Below are 16,701 nucleotides of genomic sequence, written 5' to 3' on the forward strand. Positions count from 1 at the left end.
TGACCCGCCTCTCCCGTACGACGGAGCGTCAGCGCAGCAGCTCCACCTCCGCCAGGGTCGCCGGCGCGTCGCTCACCAGGCGGTACTTCGGGTACGCGCCCGGCTTCGCCACCGTGAAGACCCGGGTCTGCCGGTCCCAGGCGAAGGACTCACCCGACCGGGTGTCGACCGTCCGCCATGTCGTGCCGTCCGTGGAGCCCTGCAGCACCCACCCCTTCGGCGCCCCCGCCGCCGTCGCCGACGTCAGCGTGTACTGGACCGCCTTGGTGGACGACGCCACCGGCAGCTCCACCGACTCGACCGGCGCCTCCGTCCGCGACGTGTTGTCGAAGAGCGCGCCCGGCCCCGTCAGGGCGTCGGTGCGCGGCGAGGGCACCTTGTCGTCCTGGGTGATCGAGACCGGCGCCGCGTCGCGGCCCTTGCCGCCCGCGCCGGCGGCCGAAGCGCCCTTGCCCGTGCCCCAGGACGACGGCTTCGGGCCCATCGCGAACTCCACCGTGCCGCCCCGTGCCAGCACCTCGTGCGGCAGCGCCGTCGAGTTCCAGCTCTTCCCGTTGACCTTCAGGCCCTGCACGTAGATGTTCTTCGCGCTGTTCCTGGGCGCCTTGACGACCAGGGTGCGGCCGTTGTCCATCCGTACCGTCGCCTTCGTGAACAGCGGCGAGCCGACCGCGTACTCCCCGCTGCCCATCACCAGCGGATAGAAGCCGAGCGCCGAGAAGAGGAACCACCCCGACTGCTCGCCGTTGTCCTCGTCACCGTGGTAACCCTGGCCGATCTCGCTGCCGCCGTAGAGCCGGCCCAGCACCTCGCGGACCTTCTCCTGCGTCTTCCACGGCTGCGCGGCCGCGTCGTACATGTACGTGACGTGGTGGGCGACCTGGTTGGAGTGGCCGTACATGCCCATCCGTACGTCACGCGCCTCCGTCATCTCATGGATGACGCCGCCGTACGACCCCTTGAACTCGGCCTTGGCCGTCTCCGGCGTCGCGAAGTACGTGTCCAGCTTCTGGGCCAGACCCGCGCGCCCGCCGTACAGGTTGGCAAGCCCCCGCGAGTCCTGCGGGGCGGTGAAGGCGTAGCCCCAGCCGTTCGTCTCCGTGTAGTCGTACCCCCACACCCTCGGGTCGTACGACGCCGACGGGAGCCGCCAGTCGCCCTTCAGGTTCCGGCCCTGGAAGAAGCCCGCGTCCTTGTCGAAGAGCGAGACGTAGTTCTGCGCGCGGTTGAGGAAGTACGCCGACTCCTCCTTGTAGCGGGCCTTCCCCGTCTTCTTGTGGAGCGCCTCGCCCATCTTCGCGATGCCGTAGTCGTTGAGATAGCCCTCCAGCGACCAGGACAGGCCCTCGTGGGTCTCCGTCGAGGCGTAGCCGAGGAACGGCGAGGTCTCGGTCCCCTTGCGGCCCACGCCCGCGCTCGGCGGCGCCACCGTCGCGTTCTTCAGAGCCGCCTCGTACGCCGCCTCCGCGTCGAAGGGGACGCCCTTGACGTACGCGTCCGCGAAGGCCACGTCCGAGCTGGTGCCGGTCATCAGGTCCGCGTAGCCGGGGGAGGACCAGCGGGAGATCCAGCCGCCGTCCTTGTACTGCTGGACGAAGCCGTCGACCAGCGACCCGGCCTTCTTGGGGGTGAGGAAGGAATACGCGGGCCATGTGGTCCGGTATGTGTCCCAGAAACCGTTGTTGACGTACACCTCGCCGTCGACGATCTTCGCGCCCGTCCGCGTCGGGGTGTCCGTGCCCGCCTTCGGCGAGAAGGGACTGGCGTACTGCTGCTTCGGCCGGGCTACCGAACCGGTGTTCTCGAAACCGGAGTTGGGGTAGAGGTAGAGCCGGTAGAGGCTGGAGTACAGCGTGGTGAGCTGGTCGTGGTCCGCGCCCTCCACCCGCACCCGGCCCAGGATGTCGTCCCAGGCGCGCTGCGCCCGGTCCTCGACCCGCTCGAAGCGGGTGCCCGCCGGTATCTCGTCGGCGAGGTTCTTCTTCGCCTGGTCGACGCTGATCAGCGAGGTCGCCAGGCGCAGGGTGACGGTGCGGTCGGCGCCGGCGTCGAAGCGCAGATAGCCGGTGACGTCCGCGCCCCCGCCGCCGGTCAGTTTGCCGCTCGCGGTCACGGGCGCGTCGAAGACGCCGTAGACGAAGAGCCGGGTCGCGCCGGTCGACAGGCCGCTCCGTACGTCGGAGTAGCCGGTGAAGGAGCTGGTCGCCGGGTCGAGGGTGAGCCCGCCCGCGTTGGAGACGTTGTCGAAGATCATGCTCGCGTTGTCACCCGGATAGGTGGTGCGCACGATCGCCGCGTGGTCGGTCGGGGCCATCTCGGTCTTCAGGCCGTTCTCGAAGGTCACCCCGTAGCGGTACGGCTTCGCGGTCTCGTTCTCGTGCCGGAAGGGCAGCGCGCGGGCGGTGCGGGAGGCGTTCGGGGTGCCCTCCGCCACCGACGGCATGAGCTGGAACGTCTGCCGGTCACCCATCCACGGGCTCGGCTGGTGGCTCGCGGCGAACGCCTGGAGGGTCGGGAGGTTGTCGGCGTTGTTGCCGCGGCTGTACTCGTACAGCCAGCTCGTCGACCCGGCGTTGGTCACCGGCGTCCAGAAGTTGAACCCGTTGGGCACGGCGGTCGCGGGGAAGTTGTTGCCGCGGGAGAACGAGCCGCTGGAGTTGGTGCCCCGCGTGGTGGACGCGTAGTCGGAGAGCCGGGCGAGCGGCTTCTCGGCGGCCTTGGGCGCCAGGGTGATGTCGTCGAGCCATCCCTCGAACTCCCCGGGGCCCGTACGGGAGTCGTACGCGAGCAGGATCCGGTCGACGGTCTTGCCCTGCGCGACCTGGCCGATTCCGGCGTCCACCTGGTTCCACTGGTTGACGTAGAGCCGCTTGGCGTCGCCCTGGCCCTGAGGGGTCAGCGCCCCGCCGTGGGTGTCGGACGCGTTCAGCTCGCTCAGATAGGTGCCGTCGGTGAAGGCGAGGTCCACCGCCACGTGGGTGGCCGGATAGTTGAGGTCCGTCCCGTCCATGGCCGGGTAGATCCGGTACGAGAGCGCAGTGTCACGCCGTACCGCCACGTTCACGTCGAAGACCTTGTTGTACGAGTACGCGCGCCCCTCCGCGCGGTGCGTGCCCGCGTACTTCAGCGCCCTCTTCCCGGTGAAGCCCGCACCGGACTTGGCGGTGGGGGAGCCGGCCGGACCCCGGTCGACCTGGGTGCGCATGTCCTGCGGCGCGGGGGCGTCCGTGCCGCCGTCGGAGAACTGCACATCGGCCAACTGGGTGGCGTCGGAAGCGCCGTTGTTCCGTGTGATGTCCAGCCGGTAGTGCCGGTACGCGCCCGCGGCCGCCGGGTCGATGTCGTACGAGACGGTGTCGAAGCGCTCCGGGAAAGCCTGGTCCTTACGGGTGTCCAGGTCCTTCCACTCCTTGCCGTCGGTGGAACCCTGGAGCGTCCAGTCCCGGGGGTCGCGCTCCGCGTGGTCGTTGGCCGAGGTCAGGGCGTACGTGACGACCTTGACCGGCTCGTCGAGGTCGAACTCGACCCAGGCGGTGGGCGTGAACGCCAGCCACTTTGTGGCGGACCGGACGTCGACCAGGTTCTCCTTGGTCTCGCCGGAGCCGGTGTTCTCCCCGCTGGCGCGCAGGTCCACCACCCGGTCGGTGACATTGCCCGGAATCCCGTTGGTGAAGCCGCCGTCGACGCCGGACGACCGCTTCTCGCCGTCGGGTCCCACCTCGACGGTGTTACGCCAGTCCGGCTGGGATTCTTCCTGTTCGAACGAGGACGTGAATTCTCTGTCCGCCGGACGCGGCCCCGCGGACTGGGCGGCGACGGCGGACTGGGCCGTGACGACGAGCAGTGAGGCGGCCGCCACCAGGGCGGCCGAATGCCATGGTCCGGGGCGGAGTCCGGGTCTGAGCTGCATACCGAGCTTTCCTCCTGCGTATCGAGTCGGACAACGTTGTCAAACCAGACGGGCAGGGTCCAGTAGGGGCTAAGTGCTCAGTGGTGTCAAGGGTGTTGGGGGGATGGCCTGTCCGGAACCGGGCGCGGGTCGAACACCGGTGCCGTTGAATCCGTACGCAACCGGCGTGCGTGTCGGGGAGGTCTCAACTAGGGAAAGACTGCCGTCCAAACTCGCTTTTGATCTTGCTCAGTTGACAGGAAATGGACTATACCTGTCGGCGTCCGCCCCTGATGGCCGAACATGATCGAGCACCACATTCCTGCACGACCCAGCTTCAATCGACCGCGGTGGCGGAGCCCTTCTCCTCAGGCGAGAAGCGACGGGCGACCGGTACACCGCCTGAGTCCTGGAGAAGGCGAGGACTTGAGCATGGGATCCACCTCCGCTCGGAACGACAACGCGGGCCTCGGCCGTCGTGATGTGATCAAGCGGTCCGCCGCGATCGGGCTGATCACCGTCCCGACGATGAGCTTCCTCGCCTCCTGCGCGAGCAGCGACAGCGGCAGCGACAAGAAGGTCGAGAAGGGCAAGACGTCCGAGAAGAACCCGCTCGGGGTGAACGAGAGCGCGCCGCTCGACTTCGTCCTGTTCAACGGTGGATTCGGTACGGAGTACGCCACGGACGCCGTCAAGCAGTACGAGACGGTCTTCCCCAAGGCGAAGGTGAAGTTCGGCTCCACCGAGAAGATCCAGTCCGAACTCCAGCCGCGTTTCAACGGCGGCACCCCGCCCGACCTGATCGACAACTCCGGTGCCGAGCAGATGGACATGGGTGTCCTCGCCGGGAAGAAGCAGCTCACCGACCTGACGCCGCTGATGGACGCCCCGTCGTACGACGACCCGGCCAAGAAGGTCCGCGACACGCTGCGGCCCGGCGTCCTGGAGATGGGCCAGCTCGACGGCGACCCGGTGTGGATCATGTACTACGCGTACACGGTGTACGGCGTGTGGTACTCGCAGACTGCCCTCGACAAGCTGGACGCCGAGTACCCCGAGGACTGGGACGCGATGCTGGCCCTCTGCGAGAAGGCCAAGAAGAAGGGCATCGCGGGATGGACGTACGCCGGCAAGTACCCGTACTACATCCCCTTCTCGCTCTACCCGTTCATCGGGAAGATCGGCGGCCGTGAGGTCCTGGACGCCATCGACAACCTGGAGCCGAACGCCTGGAAGCACCCGTCCGTGAAGTCCGCGTTCGAGGCGTACTTCGAGCTGTTCAAGAAGGGCTACATCCTTCAGGGCACCCCCGGGCTCGACCACATCCAGTCGCAGACCGCGTGGACCGAGGGCAAGGCGCTCTTCATCCCCAACGGCTCCTGGGTGGAGAACGAGGCGGCGAAGACCACCCCGAAGGACTTCCAGATGAAGGTGGCCGCGCCGTCCAGTCTGGACAGCTCGGACAAGCTGCCGTTCGGCGCGCTCTGGGCCTCCGGCGGTGAGCCGTTCATCGTCCCCGCGAACGCCAAGAACCCCGACGGCGGCATGGAGCAGCTCCGCATCATGCTGAGCGAGGCGTCCTCGAAGAACTTCACGTCGAAGGTGAAGTCGCTGAGCGCGTTCAACGGCGGTACCGACGGGCTCACCCTCTCCACCGCGCTCCAGGCCGGTGTCGACGTACTCGCCAAGGCGGGTGACAACGTGCTCAACCCGCGGCTCCAGGACTGGTACGTGGAGCTCCAGAAGCAGAAGATCGGGGTGGGCGTGCTCGGCGAGATGATGGCCGGGCGCATGACGCCGGCCGAGGCGGTCAAGAAGTGCCAGGAGTTCGCGGACGCCACGGCCAAGGACACCTCCATCAAGCACTACAAGCACCAGTAGCACGCGGCACGCGGCAGCAGCGGTAACGTCCGGAGGCCCCGCGTATCAGGGGCCTCCGGATCACGGCCCGTCGTACGGGCCCCCAGAACGGCACGGCGCAACCCGCCGTAGATTCGGGGTCGGGAGACATGCAGCACGGCAAGTACCGTTTCATCGTGGGGTTTCTGGTATTCCCCCTGGCGCTCTACGCGCTCTTCGTCGTATGGCCGTTCGTCCAGTCCATCTACTACTCGTTCACGGACTGGACCGGTCTGAGCCCCGACTTCGCGATGGTCGGCTTCGACAACTACAGCCGGATGCTCGACGACAGCACCTTCTGGTCCTCGCTCCAGCACAGCCTGCTCTTCGCGCTGCTGCTGCCCGTGGTCGTGCTCGGTCTCGCGCTGTTCTTCGCGTTCATGCTGAACGTCGGAGGGCGGAGCCGCAAGGGGGCGGCCATCTCGGGGGTCCGCGGCTCGTCCTTCTACAAGATCGTGTACTTCTTCCCGCAGGTGCTCTCGATCGCGATCGTCGCGCTGCTCTTCCAGTTCGCGTACAACCCGAACAGCGGCGCCATCAACTCGGCGTTCGCCGCGGTCGGCCTGGACAGCGTGAAGCCCGACTGGCTCGGCGATCCGAACCTCGCGCTGTGGTGCGTGATGGCCGTCCTCGTCTGGAGCACGACCGGCTTCTTCGTGGTCCTCTTCTCCGCGGGCATGGCCTCCATCCCGAAGGACTTCTACGAGGCGGCGCTGCTGGACGGCGCCAGCCGGTTCACCACCTTCTTCCGCATCACCCTGCCGCTGCTCTGGGACACCGTGCAGTCCGGGTGGGTCTATATGGGGATCCTCGCCCTCGGCGCGGAGTCCTTCGCGGTCGTCCAGATCATGACCGTGGGCCCCGGCGGGCCCGCGGATTCCACCAATGTCCTGACCCTGCTCGTCTACCAGAAGGCGTTCCGTGACGGTCAGGCGGGCTATGCGACCACGATCGGTGTCGCCCTGCTCATCGTCACGCTGGCCTTCTCCGCCCTCGTGATGCGGCTGGGCCGACGTGAGCGGCTGGAGTACTGATGAAGACCACCGACACCCCTCCGCCGGCCGATCTGCCCCCCGCGGCCGACCCCGTGGCCCGGACCGCCGTGACCAGGACCGACGCGCCCGCGCCGAAGGAGAGCGCGACCGGCGGCGTCCTCAACGTCTTCTCGCACGGCGTGCTCGTCATCTGGGCGTTCCTGGTCGCCATGCCGCTGCTCTGGGCGGTCATGACGTCCTTCAAGGACGACCGGTCCATCTTCACCAGCCCCTGGGCACTGCCGGACCGGCTGCACTTCGAGAACTGGTCGCGCGCCTGGACGCAGGCGCACATGAGCGACTACTTCCTCAACACGATCCTGGTGGTGGCCGGTTCGCTGGTCGGCACGCTGCTCTTCGGCTCGATGGCCGCGTACGTCCTGGCCCGCTTCGAGTTCCCCGGGAACCGGTTCATCTATTACCTGTTCATCGGGGGGATGAGCTTCCCGATCATCCTGGCACTGGTCCCGTTGTTCTACGTCATGAACAATCTGGGCCTGCTCAACTCCATCCACGGCCTGATCCTGGTCTACATCGCCTACTCGCTGCCGTTCACGGTCTTCTTCCTGACCTCCTTCTTCAGAACGCTGCCCACCTCGGTCGCGGAAGCCGCGCTCATCGACGGCGCCTCGCACACCCGGACGTTCTTCCAGGTCATGCTGCCGATGGCCAAGCCCGGGCTGATCAGCGTCGGCATCTTCAACTTCCTCGGGCAGTGGAACCAGTACCTGCTGCCCACGGTGCTCAACACCGACCCGGACCGCAAGGTCCTCTCCCAGGGGCTGGTGCAGCTCGCGGTCAGCCAGGGGTACAAGGGCGACTGGTCGGGGCTCTTCGCCGGGCTGGTGATGGCGATGCTGCCGGTGCTCGCCGCGTACATCATCTTCCAGCGGCAGGTCGTCGCGGGACTGACGGCGGGAGCGCTCAAGTAGGACGGCGCCGCGTACGGCGCCACCCTGCCCGTACGGGCACCGAAGGTACGGTCCAACCGCCCGTCCAGGCGCTCCGACGGGCGGTTCGGCGCGTTCACCTTGCTCAAGGTCTTGACGGGGGCGGGCCCGAAAGCTGAGCTTAGGGTTCACAAGTTGGAGATACGTCGGGGTCCCAGCGGTGCGGCCCCGGCCGGCGGCGGTGGTCGAGCCGTCCGTCAAGGGCAGGAGTGGATGAGTCGTGGAGACTCCAGGGTCGCAGTCGTCTCTGCACCGGGCCAACCTCGAACGGGTCGTACGCGCGGTGCGCATGGCCGGTTCACTGACCCAGGCGGAGATCGCACGGAGCACGGGTCTGTCGGCGGCCACGGTGTCCAACATCGTCCGTGAGCTGAAGGACGGCGGAACGGTCCAGGTCACCCCCACCTCGGCCGGCGGCCGGCGGGCCCGCAGCGTCTCGCTCAGCGGGGACGCGGGCATCGTCGTCGGCGTCGACTTCGGCCATACGCATCTGCGCGTGGCGGTCGGCAACCTCGCCCACCAGGTGCTCGCCGAGGAAGCGGAACCCCTCGACGTGGACGCCTCCTCCGCGCACGGCTTCGGCCGCGCCGAGGAACTCGTCGAGCGGCTGATCGTGGCCACCGGCGTCAGCCGTCAGAAGGTGATCGGTGTGGGGCTCGGGGTACCGGGCCCCATCGACGTCGAATCGGGCACGCTCGGCTCCACCTCGATCCTGCCGGGCTGGACCGGCATCAACCCCGGCGACGAACTGGCCGGGCGCCTCGGCGTCCCGGTCCACGTCGACAACGACGCCAACCTCGGCGCCCTCGGCGAACTGGTCTGGGGGAGCGGGCGCGGGGTCAGCGACCTCGCGTACATCAAGGTCGGCAGTGGCGTCGGCGCGGGGCTGGTCATCGAGGGCCAGATCTACCGAGGCCCCGGCGGCACGGCGGGCGAGATCGGGCACATCACGCTGGACGAGTCGGGCCCCGTCTGCCGCTGCGGCAACCGCGGCTGCCTGGAGACCTTCGCGGCGACCCGCTACGTACTGCCCCTGCTCCGGTCCAGCCACGGCGCCGGCCTGACCATGGAGCGCGTCGTCCAGCTCGCCCGCGAGGGCGACCCCGGCTGCCGCCGGGTGATCGCGGACGTCGGCCGCCACGTCGGCAGCGGCGTCGCCAACCTCTGCAACCTCCTGAACCCCAGCCGCGTGGTGCTCGGCGGTGACCTGGCGGAGGCCGGGGAACTGGTGCTCGGACCGATACGGGAGTCCGTCTCCCGGTACGCCATCCCGAGCGCCGCGCGGCAGCTCTCGGTGCTCCCCGGGGCGCTGGGGGGCCGGGCCGAGGTGCTCGGGGCGCTGGCGCTCGTACTGAGCGAGATGGGCGATTCGACCCTGCTGGAGAGCGGGCTTCCCGCCGCCACGCCCGCCGCCTCGGCCGTCACCGCTCCCGCCTTCACTTAGATAATGAATGGCACCGTTGTCATCTCGTTAAGGATTTACTCCTTGACGCCGACTGCGGACGCGAGTTGACTTTCAGTCACCTCGGCCGCAACGACGCGGCCTCGTCAGGGAGGTTTTTGAAGTGAACGCAAAGATGCGTCGCGCCGCCGTGGCCACCGTCGCCACCGCGATGGCCGTCTCCCTCGCCGCCTGCGGCAGCGCCAAGGAGTCCGGAGACAAGGCCGAAGCGTCCACGGCGGACAAGAAGGGCCCGATCACCGTCGGGCTGCTCCTGCCGGAGAATCAGACCGCCCGGTACGAGAAGTTCGACAAGCCGCTGATCGAGAAGAAGGTCAGCGAGCTGACCGACGGCACCGGCAAGGTCGTCTACGCCAACGCCAAGCAGGACGCGACGACACAGAGCCAGCAGGTCGAGACCATGATCACCAACAAGGTGAGCGTGCTGGTCGTGGACGCCGTCGACTCGAAGGCCATCGCCAGCTCGGTCAAGAAGGCCAAGGACGCCGGCATACCGGTCGTGGCGTACGACCGGCTCGCCGAGGGCCCGATCGACGCGTACACCTCCTTCGACAACGAAGAGGTCGGCAGGGTCCAGGGCCAGGCGCTCCTGGACGAGCTGGGCGACAAGGCCAAGTCCGGCGACATCGTCATGATGAACGGCGCCGTCACCGACCCCAACGCCGCCTTCTTCAAGAAGGGCGCGCTCTCCGTCCTCGACGGCAAGGTGAACATCGGCAAGTCGTACGACACCAAGGAGTGGAAGCCGGAGAACGCCAACGCCAACATGGAAGGCGCCATCACCGCGCTGGGCAAGGACAAGATCATCGGGGTCTACTCCGCCAACGACGGCATGGCGGGCGGCATCATCACCGCCCTCAAGGGCGCGGGCTTCAGCAAGCTCCCCCCGGTCACCGGACAGGACGCCGAGCTCAACGGCGTGCAGCGCATCGTCGCCGGTGAGCAGTTCATGAGCGTCTACAAGTCCTACCCGCAGGAGGCCGAGGTCGCGGCCGAGCTGGCCGTCGCGCTCGCCAAGGGCGAGAAGCTCGACTCCATCGCCAAGTCCACCGTGGACAGCCCCACCACCAAGGGCGTCCCGTCGGTGATCGTCCCGGTTGTCTCGCTGACCAAGGACAACATCAACGACACCGTGATCAAGGACGGCATCTACACGGTCGCCGAGATCTGCACCGCCAAGTACAAGGCCGGCTGCGACGCGATCGGCCTCAAGTAGGTCCCGGCCCACGCAGACCTGTCCGGCGCCCCGCCCGTCAACGCCCCGCAGCCAGGGCTGGTGCCCCCCCGGTTTACCCGCGCCGGTCGCGCCACCTGGCGCCGGCCGGCCCCGCGCGGCCCGCCGCCCCCGCCCGCCGTCGCGGGTCGCCCCGCCCGCCGCGCCTCGATCTCCGCGCGGCAGGCTCCCCCCCCCGTTCTGTGCTCGACCACCGCGCCTCCCCCCTGGCGCGGCATCCCCGCCGGTCAGGCGGCGAAGGAGATGGTTCATGTGACCGCTACGCCCGTGCTGGCGTTGCGAGGGGTCTCCAAGCGGTTCGGTGCCGTCCAGGCGCTCACCGACGTAGAGCTTGAGGTCCACTCCGGCGAGGTGGTCGCCCTCGTGGGCGACAACGGCGCCGGGAAATCCACGCTGGTGAAGACCATCGCCGGCGTCCACCCGGTCGACGACGGCGTCATCGAGTGGGAAGGCAGGCCCGTCTCGATCGGCCGGCCGCACGACGCCCAGAACCTGGGCATCGCGACCGTCTACCAGGACCTCGCGCTCTGCGACAACATCGATGTCGTCGGAAACCTCTACCTCGGCCGCGAGCTGCGCAGTTGGGGCGTGCTCGACGAGGTCGAGATGGAGCGCCGCTCGCGCGAGCTGCTGACAACGCTGTCCATCCGGATCCCCAGCGTCCGTATCCCGATCGCCTCGCTCTCCGGCGGCCAGCGCCAGACCGTGGCCATCGCCCGCTCCATGCTCGGCGAGCCCAAGCTCGTCATCCTCGACGAGCCGACCGCGGCCCTCGGCGTCGAGCAGACCGCCCAGGTCCTCGACCTCGTCGAGCGGCTCCGGGAGCGCGGCCTCGCCGTCCTCCTCATCAGTCACAACATGGCGGACGTCAAGGCCGTCGCCGACCGGGTCGCCGTGCTCAGGCTCGGCAGCAACAACGGTGTCTTCGATGTCGCGAGCACCTCGCAGGAGGAGATCATCGCCGCCATCACCGGCGCCTCGGACAACGCGGTGACCCGCCGCGCCTCGCGCAACGTGGAGGTTCAGAAGTGAGTACGGACAAGACCTCCCCGTCGCTCGCCAAGAGCACCGACGCAGAGAGCACCGACGCAGAGAGCACCGACGTCAAGAGCACCGACGCCGAGACCACCGGCACCAGGGCCCCGGCCCCGGTGGACGCCCCGCCCGCCGCGGACGGCGCGGTCACCGCGATCGACCCCCGGCTGCTCGTGCGCGAGCAGGGCTTCGCCGGATACCTGACCGAGTTCAAGCGGCGGATACGCGCGGGCGACCTGGGCTCCATACCCGTCGTCATCGGCCTCGTCGTCATCTGGGCCATCTTCCAGAGCCTCAACTCGAACTTCCTCACCGCGGGCAACCTCTCCGACATCTCCGTCGCCATGGTCGGCACCGGGATGATCGCCGTCGGCATCGTCTTCGTCCTGCTGCTCGGCGAGATCGACCTCTCGGTCGGATCGGTCAGCGGGGTGTCCGGCGCCATCGTCGCCGTGCTGAGCGTCACACACGGGATGAACGAGTGGCTGGCCCTGGTCGTCGCCGTCGTCAGCGGCGCGGCCATCGGCGCGGTCCACGGCTTCTTCTTCGCCCGCGTCGGTGCCCCCGCCTTCGCCGTCACCCTGGCCGGACTGCTCTTCTGGTCCGGCTTCATGCTCCAGATCCTCGGCAGCAACGGCACGATCAACCTCACCCCCGACGGAGTGATCACCCAGCTCACCAGCTACTACTTCACCGATGTCGCGGCGGCCTACGGCCTCGCCGTCGTCGCGGTCGCCGCGTACTTCCTCACGGCGTTCCTCGACAACCGCAGGCGCGAGGCGGCCGGAGTCCCGTCCCGTCCGCTGAGCGAGATCCTGCTGCGCACCGGACTGCTCGCCGTCCTCTCCTTCGGCGTGGCGATCCTCTACAACCAGTACAAGGGCCTGCCCCTGGCGGTCGTGATCTTCCTCCTGGTGCTCGTCGTCACCGACTTCGTGCTGCGCCGCACCGCGTACGGCCGGAAGATCTTCGCCCTCGGCGGCAGCGTCGAGGCGTCCCGTCGCGCCGGTATCAACGTCACGCTGATCCGGATCTCGGTCTTCTCGATCGCCGGTACGTTCGCGGCGGTCGGCGGCCTCTTCATCGCCTCCAAGATCGCCTCGGCCAACCAGGGCGCGGGCAGCGGCGACCTGCTGATGAACGCCATCGCGGCGGCCGTCATCGGCGGCACCAGCCTCTTCGGCGGCCGGGGCCGCACCTGGAACGCGCTGCTCGGTGTGCTGGTGATCGTCTCCATCCAGTACGGGCTGGCCCTCCAGGGCATCGCCTCGGCGATCCAGTTCATGATCACCGGCGCCGTCCTGCTGGCCACCGTGGTCATCGACGCCGTCACCCGCAAGACCCAGAAGACGGCGGGCCGCGCCTGAGCACCGCCCCCCCGCACCGCGCACGGCCGTGCCCGGCACCCGGTGAACCACCGGGTGCCGGGCCGTGTCGTGTCACGCCGGAACCACTGGCGTATCAGGCGTCCCTCAAGGGCACACTGATATGACATGCCTAGGGCCGAACGGGTGACGCACAACGCACCGCCCGGCGTCCACCCGCCCGAGTGGAACATTAGACTCGGCTGATCGGCAGGGCTCGACGGCTCATATACGCAAGGAGGCACGGGTGGCGATGCTGACCCGCATCAGGGGACCGCGCGATCTGGACCGGCTCGGCCCGGAGCAGCTCCAGGAGCTGGCCGGCGAGATCCGGTCCTTTCTCGTGGACGCGGTCTCCAAGACCGGCGGCCACCTCGGCCCCAACCTCGGGGTCGTCGAGCTGACCATCGCCCTGCACCGTGTCTACGACTCCCCGCAGGACAAGGTCCTGTTCGACACGGGCCACCAGTCGTACGTGCACAAACTGCTCACGGGACGTCAGGACTTCTCGAAGCTGCGGAGCAAGGACGGCCTCTCCGGCTACCCGTCGCGCGCCGAGTCCGACCACGACATCATCGAGAACTCCCACGCCTCCACCGTCCTCGGCTGGGCCGACGGGCTCGCCAAGGCCAACGAGGTCCTGAAGAAGGACGACCACGTCGTCGCCGTGATCGGGGACGGCGCCCTCACCGGCGGCATGGCCTGGGAGGCGCTCAACAACATCGCCGCCGCCAAGGACCGCCCCCTCGTCATCGTCGTCAACGACAACGAGCGGTCGTACGCGCCGACCATCGGCGGCCTCGCCAACCACCTGGCGACCCTGCGCACCACCGACGGCTACGAGCGCTTCCTGGCCCGCGGCAAGGACCTCCTGGAGCGCACCCCGGTCGTCGGCCGCCCCCTGTACGACACGCTGCACGGCGCCAAGAAGGGCCTCAAGGACTTCATCGCCCCGCAGGGCATGTTCGAGGACCTCGGCCTCAAGTACGTCGGCCCCATCGACGGCCACGACATCGAGGCCCTGGAGTCCGCGCTGGTGCGAGCCAAGCGCTTCGGCGGCCCGGTCATCGTGCACTGCATCACGGAGAAGGGCCGCGGTTACGAGCCGGCCGAGCAGGACGAGGCCGACCACTTCCACGGCATCGGACCGATCCACCCCGACACCGGGCTGCCCATCGCCGCCGGCGGCATGGACTGGACCTCGGTCTTCGGGGAGGAGATGGTCAAGCTCGGCCACGAGCGCGAGGACATCGTCGCGATCACCGCGGCCATGCTCCAGCCGGTCGGCCTGGAGAAGTTCGCGAAGGCGTTCCCCGACCGCGTCTACGACGTCGGCATCGCCGAGCAGCACGGCGCGGTCTCCGCGGCGGGCCTCGCCACCGGCGGGGTGCACCCCGTGTTCGCCCTCTACGCGACCTTCCTCAACCGCGCCTTCGACCAGGTCCTGATGGACGTCGCCCTGCACCGCTGTGGAGTGACGTTTGTTCTCGACCGGGCCGGCGTCACCGGCACCGACGGCGCCTCGCACAACGGCATGTGGGACATGTCCATGCTCCAGTGCGTGCCGGGTCTGCGGATCGCCGCCCCGCGCGACGCCGACCAGGTACGCGCCCAGCTCCGGGAGGCCGTCGCGGTCGAGGACGCCCCGACCGTGGTCCGCTACTCCAAGGGCGCCGTCGGCCCGGCCGTAGCCGCCCTCGGCCGGATCGGCGGCATGGACGTGCTGCGCAGGCCCGACGAGGGCCCGGCCGACGTGCTGCTGGTCTCCGTCGGCGCGCTCGCCCCGATGTGCCTGGAGATCGCCGGGCTGCTCGACCGGCAGGGCATCACCACGACCGTCGTCGACCCCCGCTGGGTCAAACCGGTCGACGAGGCCCTCGCCCCGCTCGCCGAGCAGCACCGCGTCGTCGTCACCGTCGAGGACAACGGCCGCGTCGGCGGCGTCGGCTCGGCCGTCGCGCAGGCGCTGCGGGACGCCGGGGTCGACGTACCGCTGCGCGACTTCGGCATTCCGCCGCGCTTCCTCGACCACGCCTCCCGCAAGGAGGTCATGGCCGAGATCGGGCTGACCGCGCCGGACATCGCCCGCCAGGTCACCGGTCTGGTGGCGAAGCTCGACGGCCGGCTGGCCGGCGCGTCCGCCGAGGTCGCCCGCGACTGACCTCCCCTCCGGCGTCCGGATCCGACCGCGCCGGATGGCGCGAATGGGCCGTTCCGACCACCCGTCCAGGGCGGTCGGAACGGCCCATCCGTGTGAATTGTGCCGATTCCGGGTATTCGGGGCCCGCAACCTCTCGAATATTGCCGGATGAACGCGCACACGGAGGTACGCCGGTGAGTACGCAGCAGGACCCGGGACCGGCCCAAAGCGGTCTGTTCCGTACAAAAAACGTAGAACAGTCGATCCGTGACACCGAAGAACCCGAGTACGCGCTCAAGAAGACCCTCTCCGCGCTCGACCTGACGGTCTTCGGCGTCGGAGTGATCATCGGCACCGGCATCTTCGTCCTGACGGGCGTCGTCGCCAAGCAGACCGCCGGACCCGCCACCGCCCTCGGCTTCGTCGTCGCGGGCGTCGTCTGCGCCCTGGCCGCTCTCTGCTACGCCGAGTTCGCCTCGACCGTGCCGGTCGCCGGATCCGCGTACACCTTCTCGTACGCCTCCCTCGGCGAACTCCCCGCCTGGATCATCGGCTGGGACCTCGTCCTCGAACTCGCCCTCGGCTGCGCGGTCGTCGCCGTCGGCTGGTCCGGATACGTACGCTCCCTGCTCGGCAACGCCGGGGCGAGCCTGCCCGACTACCTCTCCGGCACCCAGAACGGGAAGTTCGGCTTCGACCTCCTGGCCTTCCTGCTCGTTCTCGCCCTGACCGCGATCCTCGTCGCCGGGGTGAAGCTCTCCTCGCGGATCACCGGCATCATCGTCGCCGTCAAGGTCACCGTCGTCCTGATCGTGATCGTCGTCGGCGCCTTCTTCATCACCGGCTCCAACTACAAGCCGTTCATCCCGCCGGCCGAGAAGGCCTCCGCCGGCGGCGGTCTCGCCGCGCCGATCATCCAGCTCATGGCCGGGTACACGCCCACCAACTTCGGCGTCATGGGGATCTTCACCGCGGCGGCCGTCGTCTTCTTCGCCTTCATCGGCTTCGACATCGTCGCCACCGCCGCCGAGGAGACCCGCAACCCGCAGCGCGACGTGCCCCGCGGCATCCTCGGCTCGCTCTTCATCTGCACCGTGCTCTACGTCGCCGTGTCCCTCGTCGTCACCGGCATGCAGCACTACACCCAACTCTCCGTGGACGCCCCGCTCGCCGACGCCTTCAAGTCCGTCGGCCACCCCTTCTGGGCCGGCCTGATCAGCTTCGGCGCGGCGGTCGGGCTCACCTCGGTCTGCATGATCCTGCTGCTGGGCCAGACCCGGGTGTTCTTCGCGATGAGCCGGGACGGACTGCTGCCGAGGACCTTCTCCCACGTCCACCCGAAGTTCGGCACGCCCTACCGCTCCACCATCCTCCTCGGGGTGCTCGTCGCGATCGTCGCGGGCTTCACCTCCATCGAGGAACTGGCCGAACTCGTCAACATCGGCACCCTGTTCGCCTTCATCGTGGTCGCGCTCGGCGTCATCATCCTGCGCCGCACGCGCCCGGACCTGCCGCGCGCCTTCCGCGCCCCGCTGGTGCCCTGGGTGCCGATCGCGTCCGTACTGGCCTCCCTGTGGCTGATGCTCAACCTGCCCGCCGAGACCTGGCTGCGCTTCGGCATCTGGATGGTCATCGGCTGCGTCGTCTACTTCGTGTACGGCCGGACGCACAGCCGCATCAACACGCCCCGCTGA

10 protein-coding genes are annotated in these 16,701 nt (G+C 68.8%); 9 read left to right on the plus strand and 1 reads right to left on the minus strand.

The annotated features are described in order from the left end of the window. Positions 1-28: 28 nt before the first annotated feature. Positions 29-3,910: a GH92 family glycosyl hydrolase gene (locus tag ACFTZC_RS00150; RefSeq protein ID WP_382885294.1), complete on the minus strand. Its 3,882-nt coding sequence runs from the start codon at positions 3,908-3,910 to the stop codon at positions 29-31. Positions 3,911-4,321: 411 nt separating this feature from the next. On the opposite strand from ACFTZC_RS00150, the gene ngcE reads away from it, so the two are divergent. From ngcE to ACFTZC_RS00195, 9 genes are all read left to right on the plus strand, one after another. Continuing rightward, positions 4,322-5,770 carry an N-acetylglucosamine/diacetylchitobiose ABC transporter substrate-binding protein gene (gene ngcE, locus ACFTZC_RS00155; RefSeq protein ID WP_382885296.1) on the plus strand — a complete coding sequence of 483 codons (1,449 nt, stop codon included), beginning with the start codon at positions 4,322-4,324 and terminating at the stop codon, positions 5,768-5,770. A gap of 128 nt (positions 5,771-5,898) precedes the next feature. Next, the gene (locus ACFTZC_RS00160) at positions 5,899-6,822 is read left to right on the plus strand and encodes a carbohydrate ABC transporter permease (RefSeq protein WP_382885298.1); all 924 of its coding nucleotides are present in this window, start codon (positions 5,899-5,901) and stop codon (positions 6,820-6,822) included. Then, the gene (locus ACFTZC_RS00165; protein WP_382885300.1) at positions 6,822-7,754 is read left to right on the plus strand and encodes a carbohydrate ABC transporter permease; all 933 of its coding nucleotides are present in this window, start codon (positions 6,822-6,824) and stop codon (positions 7,752-7,754) included. Before ACFTZC_RS00160 ends, ACFTZC_RS00165 begins: the two co-directional genes overlap by 1 nt. A gap of 238 nt (positions 7,755-7,992) precedes the next feature. Beyond that, positions 7,993-9,216 (plus strand): ROK family protein, encoded by a 1,224-nt coding sequence (locus tag ACFTZC_RS00170; RefSeq protein WP_382885302.1) that lies wholly within the window; start codon positions 7,993-7,995, stop codon positions 9,214-9,216. 133 nt (positions 9,217-9,349) lie between these two features. Next, positions 9,350-10,450, plus strand: coding sequence for a substrate-binding domain-containing protein (locus ACFTZC_RS00175; RefSeq protein WP_382885968.1), 1,101 nt, complete (start codon positions 9,350-9,352; stop codon positions 10,448-10,450). Between the two features lie 261 nt (positions 10,451-10,711). Next, positions 10,712-11,500 carry an ATP-binding cassette domain-containing protein gene (locus ACFTZC_RS00180; protein WP_382885304.1) on the plus strand — a complete coding sequence of 263 codons (789 nt, stop codon included), beginning with the start codon at positions 10,712-10,714 and terminating at the stop codon, positions 11,498-11,500. A 119-nt stretch (positions 11,501-11,619) separates the two neighbouring features. Beyond that, positions 11,620-12,870 (plus strand): sugar ABC transporter permease, encoded by a 1,251-nt coding sequence (locus ACFTZC_RS00185; protein ID WP_382885970.1) that lies wholly within the window; start codon positions 11,620-11,622, stop codon positions 12,868-12,870. A 250-nt stretch (positions 12,871-13,120) separates the two neighbouring features. After that, positions 13,121-15,028, plus strand: a complete 1,908-nt coding sequence (dxs, locus tag ACFTZC_RS00190) for a 1-deoxy-D-xylulose-5-phosphate synthase (protein WP_382885971.1) — start codon at positions 13,121-13,123, stop codon at positions 15,026-15,028. A 173-nt stretch (positions 15,029-15,201) separates the two neighbouring features. Beyond that, entirely contained in the window at positions 15,202-16,701 is a 1,500-nt protein-coding gene (locus ACFTZC_RS00195) for an amino acid permease (protein WP_382885306.1), read from the plus strand.

The organism is Streptomyces sp. NPDC056987 (assembly GCF_042673865.1).
GTDB lineage: Bacteria > Actinomycetota > Actinomycetes > Streptomycetales > Streptomycetaceae > Streptomyces.

Excerpts from the sequence above, each read along its gene's own strand:
- ACFTZC_RS00150 (WP_382885294.1), bottom strand. The coding sequence starts at position 3,910 with ATGCAGCTCAGACCCGGACTCCGCCCCGGACCATGGCATTCGGCCGCC.
- ngcE (WP_382885296.1), top strand. The coding sequence starts at position 4,322 with ATGGGATCCACCTCCGCTCGGAACGACAACGCGGGCCTCGGCCGTCGT.
- ACFTZC_RS00160 (WP_382885298.1), top strand. The coding sequence starts at position 5,899 with ATGCAGCACGGCAAGTACCGTTTCATCGTGGGGTTTCTGGTATTCCCC.
- ACFTZC_RS00165 (WP_382885300.1), top strand. The coding sequence starts at position 6,822 with ATGAAGACCACCGACACCCCTCCGCCGGCCGATCTGCCCCCCGCGGCC.
- ACFTZC_RS00175 (WP_382885968.1), top strand. The coding sequence starts at position 9,350 with ATGCGTCGCGCCGCCGTGGCCACCGTCGCCACCGCGATGGCCGTCTCC.
- ACFTZC_RS00180 (WP_382885304.1), top strand. The coding sequence starts at position 10,712 with ATGGTTCATGTGACCGCTACGCCCGTGCTGGCGTTGCGAGGGGTCTCC.
- dxs (WP_382885971.1), top strand. The coding sequence starts at position 13,121 with ATGCTGACCCGCATCAGGGGACCGCGCGATCTGGACCGGCTCGGCCCG.